The sequence below is a fragment of the Amycolatopsis xylanica genome (assembly GCF_900107045.1).
GTDB lineage: Bacteria > Actinomycetota > Actinomycetes > Mycobacteriales > Pseudonocardiaceae > Amycolatopsis > Amycolatopsis xylanica.
In genome coordinates, this window is record NZ_FNON01000017.1 from 61,479 (window position 1) to 69,080 (window position 7,602).

Sequence of the window (7,602 nt, forward strand, 5' to 3'; positions counted from 1 at the left end):
TGATCTTAAGTTCTGTTACAGAGCGTGCAACCGGGCGCGCTGGTTCATTCGATTAAGGTTCTCCCGCGAAAGTTGAGCCGACTCCGCTCAACTCTGGCATCGTGGAGTCATGATCACTGGGGGTCTGCTGCGGAACGACGACTTCCGCAGACTGTGGATCGGTGACGCGCTCAGCCAGTTCGGCAGCCGGGTCGGCGTGCTCGTGGTGCCACTGCTGGCCATCGAGACGCTGCACGCGACCGCGTTCGAGGTCTCGCTGCTGCGCATGCTGGACACGCTCGCCTACCTGCTGCTCGGCCTGCAGGTCGGCGCCTGGTGCGACCGGCTGCGGATCCGGCCGCTGCTCATCGCGGCCGACGTCGGCCGCGCGCTGATCCTGCTCTCGATCCCGCTGGCCGCCGCGTTCGGCGCGCTGACGCTGGCGCAGCTGCTGGTGGCGGTGTTCGCGGTCGGCGTGCTGACGGTCGTCTTCGACATCGCCCACCAGACCTACCTGCCGCGGCTGGTGTCCCGCGACGACCTGCTCGAAGGCAACGCCCGGCTGCAGACGAACCTCTCGGTCGCCGCGGTCGCCGGACCGAGTTCGGGTGGGTTCCTGTTCCAGCTGACCGGCGGGCCGGGTTCGCTGCTCGTCACCGCATTCGGGTTCCTCTGGTCCGCGGCCTGGCTGCGGCGCATCCAGCGGCCCGAACCACGCCCGCAGGCGGTCAAGCGACGCCTGCGCACCGAGATCGCCGAGGGCCTGAAACTGGTCTTCGCCGACCGGCTGCTGCGCGCGATGGGCATCGCCAGCGCGGTGATCAGCCTGTTCCAGTCCATCCATCTGGCGCTCGTGGTCGTGTTCCTGCGCCGCGAGATCGGCCTCTCCCCCGCCGCGATCGGCCTGCTCAGCACCACGACGCTGCTCGGCGCGCTCGCCGGCGCGATGACCGCGCGCCGCGTCAGCGCCAAGCTCAGTGAGGTCGAGACGCTCAGGCTCGGCTACTTCGCCTTCGGGGTGGTGTCGGCGTTCTTCCCGCTGACCATGCCCGGTTGGGGACTCATCAGTTACGTGATCGCCGGTTTCGGCGGCAGCTACCTCGTCATCGTGACGAACGTCGTGGCGGTGAGCCTTCAGCAGTCGATCACGCCGGAGCGGCTGCGCGGCCGCGTCAACGCGACCATCAAGTTCCTGCTGTTCGGCGCGGCCCCGATCGGCAGCCTGCTCGGCGGCATCATCGCCAGCGGATTCGGTACTCGGGTGGCTTTGTCTGTGGCCGCCGCGGGTCTTTTCGCAAACGGGGTCTGGTACTTGGTTTCACTGCGCCATCACGCCTTGAGCCCGTCGAAGACGACCATGGACGGCCCGGTGCCACCGGCATAGCGGTCCATCGCGAGGCAGCCGACGATCAGCGCGCGCAGCCCGGCGACGTCGATGTCGGTACGCACCGCGCCCGCCTCCTGCGCCCGCACCAGCAGGTCGCCGAGCGCGCCTTGGAGCTCACCGTCGGCCTCGGTCTTGAACCCGAGCCCGGTCGACTCGGCGAGCGCGTCGCACAGCGCCTTGTTGCGGGCGCACTGGTCGATCACCCGCTGCAGGTAGCCGAAGAAGGCGTCGCCGGGATCCGGCGAGCCGAGCAGCTCGTGCGCCTCCTGGGCGAACTGCTCGATCCGCTCCAGGATGACGGCCTGGAAGAGCGCTTCCTTGCTGGGGAAATGCCGGTAGACGGTGCCCGCGCCGACACCGGCGCGGCGCGCGATCTCGTCGAGCGGCACGCCGAGTCCCTCGGCCGCGAAGACCTCTTCGGCCGCTTCGAGCACGCGTGCCCGGTTGCGGCGCGCGTCAGCACGCAACGCCGGTTTCGCGACGGTCACCAGGTCCTCCATCGGTCGTCTGTTCGTACCTTGCACAACTCGGTCGCTGACCTGCGCATTCCCCACTATGGTCCAGGTCATGGGGAACGCGGCGGACGACTGGGAAGAACACGCTCGCAAGTGGATCGAGTGGGCACGCACACCCGATCTCGACTCGTACTGGCGCTATCGAGACGCCTTCTTCGATTTCCTGCCACCGCCTGGGAAATCCACTTTGGACATCGCGTGCGGCGAGGGCAGGCTGTCCCGCGATCTGGCCGAACGCGGGCACCAGGTGACCGGGTTCGACGTGTCGCCCACCTTGATCGAAGCCGCGCGCGAAGCCCACCCCGGCGGGGAATACCTCGTCGCGGACGCCGGCGACCTGCCGTTCGAGGATGGGAGCTTCGACCTCGTCGTCGCCTACTGCGCGCTCATGGACATCGACGACATGGCGGGCGCTGTCCGCGAAGCCACGCGGGTTCTCACACCTGAAGGCAGGCTGGCGATCTCGGTCGTGCACCCGGCGAACACCGGCGTCAAGACCGAAGACGGCGCGTTCGTCGTCGGTGACACCTACTTCGAGGGCACTTACCAGCGAGAAGTGGTCGAGCGTGACGGCGTCCCCATGGTCTTCGCGGGCTACACGCACCCGCTGACCAAGTACACCGACGCGTTCGAGGCATCGGGCCTGCTCATCGAGGCCGTGCGGGAGCCGAAGGCCGTGCACCGCGACGGCTCGGTCAGCCCGTATCCGTGGCACCTCTGGCTTCGGGTCATCAAGGGTTAGCGGTCTGCGAAGCGGGCGGGACGAACAGTCGCTGGAAAGTCGCCTCGCCCGCTTGCCAAACACCGGGGACCAGCAGGATCCCGGCAATGACGAAGACCGGGAAGATCAGCCGGTTCTCGACCTTCTTGCCGGTACGGAAGCGCAGGAACTTCGGCGGCCGCAGCTCGTACCAGGTCTCACCCGCGATCGGCAGCGGGAACAGGAACGGGCAGCCGGACTCGGTGAGCGCGTCGCCGAGGCAGTGCGCGATACAGCCCGCCGCGACGGCGAACCCGAGCCAGCCGGTGATCTGTTCGAGCTGCGCGGCGTGATCCGGCGGCGCGGTGTACCACCACCAGCCGATGGCCGCGGCGCTGACCGGCAGCAGCCAGTCACCCAGCGCGCCCTCGGCCAGCAGGAGCCCGAAAACGACGACGCCGAACACCGCCCACGGCCCGCCCTTGGCGGTGCCCCACGCGGTCAGCGCGCCGAGCCCGGCGGCGAACAGCACGGTGTGGGACATGTGCCGATGGGTGCCGGTGACCTTCTCGTCGCGCGGTCCCTTGGTCAGCGCGTAGAGCGCCGCGGAAACCCGGCGCAGCACCCAGGACAGCATCCCGGTCAGCCAGCCGAACAGCCGTGACGCGCTCGCGCCGGGATGGTCGAGATCGGGCAGCAGCGCGAAACCCGCCGTGGTGGCGCCGAAGACGACCGCTTGGTGCACTGATCCCGCCCCCACGGCGGGTGCCAGGGCCAAGCCCGCGCACCAGCCAGTGAGGGCGTGGGTACGCCCCATCATGGAATTTGGATCCCCAGTTCCGTTGCTTAAGAAGCAGGCGGTTCTTGCACAACGGTCAAATGCTCACCGACACCGGTCAGGTCGATGACACGGCTCACCGCGTCACTCGGCACGATCGCGAGGCTGACTTTCCGCTCACCGGCGCGGCCTTGTGCCTGTAGCAGGACGTTCAGCGCCGACGAGTCGAAGAAGGTCACCCCGGACAGGTCGATGACCAGTCGTTCGGTGCCTTTGTCGTCGATCAGCGCGTCCAGCCGTTCTTGCAGCTGGGGGCTGGTCAGCAGGTCCAGTTCGCCGGTCACGACGACACGGGGTTCCGCGTCGGCCTTGATGGTGAAGCCCGGCGTGGTTGCGTCTGGCTCGGGGGAGGGCATGCACATTCTCCTCAGGGTCCGCCCGACCCTAGCCCAGTACGCCCATCCCGTCAGCCAGTGGGGACCGACTTCTTACCGGCGCGTCGCTGGCGGAGGAACAGCTGACGCCGCTCGATTTCCCCTAGACCACCCCAAATACCGTACGGTTCCTGCACGGTGAGGGCGTGCCTGCGGCACTGCTGCAGCACGGGGCAGCCGTGGCAGATCTCCTTCGCGCGCGCCTCGCGGCGCTCGCGGGCGGAGCCGCGCTCGTTGTCGGTGTGGAAGAACAGGCTGCTGTCCGCTCCCCGGCATGAGCCCTTGAGCTGCCAGTCCCACTCCTCAGCCACCACCACCGGTAGCCGGCTCACGTCCGCCATGTCATTCCCCGCCCTTCCTGCGTATCCCCACGAACTGCCTCCTTGTTTCCCGGCTGGCGTTCGGATCAAACGTCGGGTTTGGTTTGCTTCTACGCTGGGCAGCAACCCGATCAGGGCGTTCGACGCGAAAGGAGCCCCCGTGGGAGTGATCGAGGTACGCACGGCCGCGGTGCCGGACGTGGTACCCACGTTGCGCACGCTCGCCGCGGATATCGCCATGCGCCAGGACTTCGACCTAGACGCCATCGAAGATCTCAGAATGGCGGTCGACGAGGCCTGCTCGTTGCTGCTGGGATCGGCCATCGAAGGCACGATGACCTGCGTGTTCACCGCCGAGCCCGGACGGGTGGAGGTGGTCGTCACGGTGCCGGTCCGCTCCGCGGAACTGGCCGAGCAGACGTCGCTGACCTGGCAGCTGCTCACCGCGCTCGCGACGTCCGCGAAACGCACGGTCACGCCGGAGGACGGCGGGTTCGTGGCGCGGATCGACCTCGTCCGCGAGTGTGCGACGGCCGAGCGGTGACCAGCGACCCGTCGGCCGACACCACGGCCGCGGACCGGCTCTTCGCGGAGCTGGCCGAGCTACCCGACGACGACCCTCGTCGTGAGCCCATCCGCGACGAGCTCGTCCGTACCCATCTGTCCTTGGCCAAGAACCTGGCCCGCAAGTTCTCGAACCGCGAGGAACCGCTCGACGACCTCGTGCAGATCGCCACGATCGGGTTGATCAACGCGGTCGACCGGTTCGACCCGTCGCACGGCAGCGACTTCCTCGCGTTCGCCGTGCCGACCATTTCGGGTGAACTGCGGCACCATTTCCGGGACAACAGCTGGTCGGTGCGGGTGCCGAGGCGGCTCAAGGAGCTGAACGCGAGCATCGCGGCGGCCCGTGAGGAGCTCACCGTCCGGCTTTCGCGCGCGCCAAGGCCGAGTGAGATCGCACACCACCTCGGTATCGGCACCGAAGAGGTCTACGAAGGTCTTCGCGCAGGTCAGGGGCGATACGGAACCTCGCTCGACAACCTGCTGGAGAGCCAGCCGAACGCCGCGTTCGGCGGCCCCGACGAGAACCTCGACCAGGCCGAGCTCCGCGAGGCACTGCGGCCGCTGCTGGAGACACTGCCGGAACGCGAGCGCAAGATCGTCGCGCTGCGCTTCGGCTACGGCCTCAGCCAATCGGATATCGCGCGCCGTGTCGGTGTGTCGCAAATGCAGGTGTCGCGGCTGCTGACGGCTACGTTGAAGAAGCTCAGGGACGGCCTGGGCACACCAGACCTGCCGGACACGTGACGCGATGAAGATCTCGTTCTCGCTGCCAGACGACCCGACCGCGCCGACCGTGGCCCGCCGGGTCGTCCGGCAGGCGCTCGCCGAGCTCGGGGTCGCCGACGACCTGATCGACGACGCCGTGCTCGCGACCTCCGAGCTGGTCACCAACGCGGTCGAGCACGGCGGCGGCCCCGACCGGCTCGAGCTGGAGCACGACAGCGAGCAGTTCACGCTCCGCGTGTTCGACCGCAGCCCCTCGCCCCCGGCGCAGCGCACGCCGGGCCCGGCCAAGGCACGCAGCCGGGGCTTGCTGCTGGTGCAGGCGGTCGCGGTGGAGTGGGGCAGTGATCCGGACGGACGAGGCAAGGGTGTCTGGGCGCGGTTCGCCTTGCGGACCCCGGTTGAGTCCTAGTATCTGGAGATCATGGAGAAGCGGGAAGTGACGCGGCTTGGCCGTGAGGTCAGCGCGGTGGGGCTCGGCTGCTGGCAGCTGGGCGCGGACTGGGGCAATGTCGACGAGTCGGACGCGCTGGCCGTCCTGCACGCGGCCGCGGACAAGGGCGTGACCTTCTTCGACACGGCCGACGTCTACGGCGACGGCCGCAGCGAACGCCTGGTCGGGCGCTTCCGCCGCGAGCGTGGCGCCGAAAACGTCTTCGTGGCCACGAAAATGGGCCGCAGGCTCCCCTCGCAGGTCCCCGAGGGTTACGTCGCCGCGAACTTCGAGGCGTGGAACGACCGCTCGCGCAAGAACCTGGACATGGACACCCTGGACCTGGTCCAGCTGCACTGCCCGCCGACGGCCGTCTACTCGTCCGACGAGGTCTTCGACGCGCTGGACTCGCTCGTCGACCGCGGCCGCATCGCGGCGTACGGGGTGAGCGTCGAGACCTGCGAAGAGGCGCTGACCGCGTTGGCGCGCCCGGGTGTCGCCTCGGTCCAGATCATCCTGAACTGCTTGCGCCTCAAGCCTTTGGACCGCGTGCTGCCCGCCGCGGTGTCGGCAGGGGCCGCGATCATCGCGCGTGTGCCGCTGGCGTCCGGCCTGCTGTCGGGCAAGTACACGGCGTCGACCACGTTCGCCGCCGACGACCACCGCAACTTCAACCGCAACGGCGAGGCCTTCGACGTCGGCGAGACCTTCTCGGGCGTCCCGTACGAGGTCGGCCTGGAAGCCGTCGAACGGCTGCGCGGAGTCTTGACTGCGGACCAGACGCTCGCGCAGTTCGCGTTGCGCTGGATCCTCGACCAGCCGGGCGTCAGCACCGTGATCCCCGGCGCCCGCAACCCAGAGCAGGCGCGCGCCAACACCGTCGCCGCCGCGCTGCCGCCCTTGGACGCCAAGGCGGCGGCAACCGTCCGCGAGGTGTACGACGAGCTCGTGCGCCCCCTGATCCAGGAGCGATGGTGACCCCTGAAGAACTGCTGACCACCACCCGTACCGTCCGCAAGCGCCTCGACCTCGACCGCCCGGTCCCGCTGGAGCTCATCCGGACCGCGCTCGACATCGCGCTCCAGGCGCCGAGCGGGTCGAACACGCAGAAGTGGCAATGGCTGGTGATCACCGACGCCGACCAGCGCGCCGCGCTCGGCAAGGTCTACCAGCGCGCGTGCCGTGAATACCTCGATTCCTCCAACGCCGCGGGCAAACTCTTCGCCGACGACCCGGAGCGCTCGAAGGTCCAGCAGCGCGTCGGCTCGAGCGTCGAGTACCTCGCGGACAAGATGGGCGACGTCCCGGTCCTCGTCATCCCCTGCCTGCAGACCGGGTCAGCCGAACTGCCCGCGGGCAACCAAGCGGGCATGTGGGCGTCGCTGCTGCCCGCGGTGTGGAGCTACATGCTGGCGTGCCGCGCTTTCACGCTCGGCACCGCGTACACGACGCTGCACCTGGCCTATGAGAAGGAAGCGGCCGAGATCCTCGGCCTGCCGTCCGGCGTGCACCAGGCCGCGATGATCCCGACGGCGTTCTACACCGGCCACACGTTCAAACCGGCGCCGCGGCAGCCGCTGGACGAGGTTCTGCACATCGACCGCTGGTAAAGGGCTCGTGCGCGTTGCGGGCGGTTAGAGCCTGTCTGTGATCCCGGCCGTGGGTATGGGTCGGGCCTCTGCTAGTGATCTTGACACCACATCACGATCATTCCCAGCAGAGGCCCGGTCTCCCTTTGTACTCGATCATCGATCGGCCCACGTCAG

General features: G+C 68.6%; 11 protein-coding genes. 7 read left to right on the forward strand and 4 right to left on the reverse strand.

Annotated elements, in window-relative coordinates:
• Window positions 1-109 precede the first annotated feature (109 nt).
• Entirely contained in the window at window positions 110-1,363 is a 1,254-nt protein-coding gene (locus BLV57_RS42020) for an MFS transporter (RefSeq protein ID WP_091300205.1), read from the forward strand.
• On the opposite strand, the gene BLV57_RS42025 is transcribed toward BLV57_RS42020, so the two are convergent.
• Window positions 1,309-1,866 (reverse strand): TetR/AcrR family transcriptional regulator, encoded by a 558-nt coding sequence (locus BLV57_RS42025; RefSeq protein ID WP_091300207.1) that lies wholly within the window; start codon window positions 1,864-1,866, stop codon window positions 1,309-1,311. The two genes, BLV57_RS42020 and BLV57_RS42025, sit on opposite strands and share 55 nt — an antisense overlap.
• 67 nt (window positions 1,867-1,933) lie before the next feature.
• Here BLV57_RS42025 and BLV57_RS42030 point away from each other — a divergent pair, with 67 nt between their 5' ends.
• Window positions 1,934-2,623: a class I SAM-dependent methyltransferase gene (locus BLV57_RS42030; RefSeq protein WP_176969055.1), complete on the forward strand. Its 690-nt coding sequence runs from the start codon at window positions 1,934-1,936 to the stop codon at window positions 2,621-2,623.
• Here BLV57_RS42030 and BLV57_RS42035 read toward each other — a convergent pair.
• Genes BLV57_RS42035 through BLV57_RS42045 form a run of 3 tightly spaced genes read right to left on the reverse strand, consistent with a single transcriptional unit; the run spans window position 2,613 to window position 4,134 of the window.
• The gene (locus BLV57_RS42035) at window positions 2,613-3,398 is read right to left on the reverse strand and encodes a metal-dependent hydrolase (RefSeq protein WP_091300211.1); all 786 of its coding nucleotides are present in this window, start codon (window positions 3,396-3,398) and stop codon (window positions 2,613-2,615) included. The genes BLV57_RS42030 and BLV57_RS42035 overlap by 11 nt on opposite strands.
• A 29-nt stretch (window positions 3,399-3,427) precedes the next feature.
• Window positions 3,428-3,775: an STAS domain-containing protein gene (locus BLV57_RS42040; RefSeq protein WP_091300214.1), complete on the reverse strand. Its 348-nt coding sequence runs from the start codon at window positions 3,773-3,775 to the stop codon at window positions 3,428-3,430.
• 50 nt (window positions 3,776-3,825) lie between these two features.
• Window positions 3,826-4,134 carry a WhiB family transcriptional regulator gene (locus tag BLV57_RS42045; RefSeq protein ID WP_091300216.1) on the reverse strand — a complete coding sequence of 103 codons (309 nt, stop codon included), beginning with the start codon at window positions 4,132-4,134 and terminating at the stop codon, window positions 3,826-3,828.
• Window positions 4,135-4,273: 139 nt separating this feature from the next.
• On the opposite strand from BLV57_RS42045, the gene BLV57_RS42050 reads away from it, so the two are divergent.
• From BLV57_RS42050 to BLV57_RS42070, 5 genes are read left to right on the forward strand one after another with little or no spacing between them, the layout of a single operon-like run.
• On the forward strand, window positions 4,274-4,657 hold the full coding sequence (locus tag BLV57_RS42050) for an ATP-binding protein (RefSeq protein ID WP_245757753.1): 384 nt from the start codon (window positions 4,274-4,276) through the stop codon (window positions 4,655-4,657).
• 50 nt (window positions 4,658-4,707) lie between these two features.
• Entirely contained in the window at window positions 4,708-5,424 is a 717-nt protein-coding gene (locus BLV57_RS42055) for a SigB/SigF/SigG family RNA polymerase sigma factor (protein ID WP_245757755.1), read from the forward strand.
• 4 nt (window positions 5,425-5,428) lie between these two features.
• Window positions 5,429-5,815, forward strand: coding sequence for an ATP-binding protein (locus BLV57_RS42060; RefSeq protein ID WP_091300218.1), 387 nt, complete (start codon window positions 5,429-5,431; stop codon window positions 5,813-5,815).
• Window positions 5,816-5,827: 12 nt separating this feature from the next.
• Window positions 5,828-6,814, forward strand: coding sequence for an aldo/keto reductase (locus tag BLV57_RS42065; RefSeq protein ID WP_091300221.1), 987 nt, complete (start codon window positions 5,828-5,830; stop codon window positions 6,812-6,814).
• Window positions 6,808-7,446: a nitroreductase family protein gene (locus BLV57_RS42070; RefSeq protein ID WP_091300224.1), complete on the forward strand. Its 639-nt coding sequence runs from the start codon at window positions 6,808-6,810 to the stop codon at window positions 7,444-7,446. Before BLV57_RS42065 ends, BLV57_RS42070 begins: the two co-directional genes overlap by 7 nt.
• The last annotated feature ends 156 nt before the right edge of the window (window positions 7,447-7,602 follow it).

Coding starts and splice junctions, on each gene's coding strand:
- BLV57_RS42020 (WP_091300205.1), top strand. CDS start 110: ATGATCACTGGGGGTCTGCTGCGGAACGACGACTTCCGCAGACTGTGG.
- BLV57_RS42025 (WP_091300207.1), bottom strand. CDS start 1,866: ATGGAGGACCTGGTGACCGTCGCGAAACCGGCGTTGCGTGCTGACGCG.
- BLV57_RS42030 (WP_176969055.1), top strand. CDS start 1,934: ATGGGGAACGCGGCGGACGACTGGGAAGAACACGCTCGCAAGTGGATC.
- BLV57_RS42035 (WP_091300211.1), bottom strand. CDS start 3,398: ATGGGGCGTACCCACGCCCTCACTGGCTGGTGCGCGGGCTTGGCCCTG.
- BLV57_RS42040 (WP_091300214.1), bottom strand. CDS start 3,775: ATGCCCTCCCCCGAGCCAGACGCAACCACGCCGGGCTTCACCATCAAG.
- BLV57_RS42045 (WP_091300216.1), bottom strand. CDS start 4,134: ATGGCGGACGTGAGCCGGCTACCGGTGGTGGTGGCTGAGGAGTGGGAC.
- BLV57_RS42060 (WP_091300218.1), top strand. CDS start 5,429: ATGAAGATCTCGTTCTCGCTGCCAGACGACCCGACCGCGCCGACCGTG.
- BLV57_RS42065 (WP_091300221.1), top strand. CDS start 5,828: ATGGAGAAGCGGGAAGTGACGCGGCTTGGCCGTGAGGTCAGCGCGGTG.
- BLV57_RS42070 (WP_091300224.1), top strand. CDS start 6,808: ATGGTGACCCCTGAAGAACTGCTGACCACCACCCGTACCGTCCGCAAG.